The organism is Oscillibacter sp. UBA6647, from assembly GCA_002455655.1.
GTDB lineage: Bacteria > Bacillota > Clostridia > Oscillospirales > Oscillospiraceae > Oscillibacter.
This window is the reverse complement of record DKLF01000138.1, coordinates 6295-6713: the sequence shown is the minus strand read 5'-3', so window position 1 is coordinate 6713 and position 419 is coordinate 6295. Positions and strand designations below refer to the sequence as shown.

The window sequence follows — 419 nt, the reverse complement described above, 5'->3', positions numbered from 1 at the left end:
GCCCACGGAGAAGCCGGGGAAGGATTTTTCCACGATGAAGGCGGTGATCCCGTGGTTGCCGGCCTTCTTATCGGTCATGGCGAACACCACAAGGGTGTCGGCCACGGTGCCATTGGTGATAAAGCACTTGGTGCCGTTAAGTACATAGTGGTCGCCATCCAGCACGGCCATGGTCTGCTGGCCGGAGGCGTCGGTTCCGGCGCCGGGCTCGGTAAGGCCGAACGCGCCGATCTTCTTGCCGGAAAGCAGGTCGGGCAGATACTTCTTCTTCTGCTCCTCGGTGCCGTGCTCAAAAATGGGAGCGCAGCACAAAGAGGTATGAGCGGAGACGATGACGGCGGTGGTTCCGCAAACCTTGGCCAACTCCTCCACGCACATGGCATAGGAGAGAACGTCGCCGCCGGCGCCGCCGTACTCCT

The 419-nt window shown here is 61.3% G+C and carries 1 protein-coding gene; it reads right to left on the bottom strand.

What is annotated here, in order from left to right:
* Positions 1–419, bottom strand: a 419-nt coding sequence (locus B2W96_RS10310; protein WP_293010207.1) for an acyl-CoA dehydrogenase family protein, incomplete at both ends; no start/stop codon positions are given.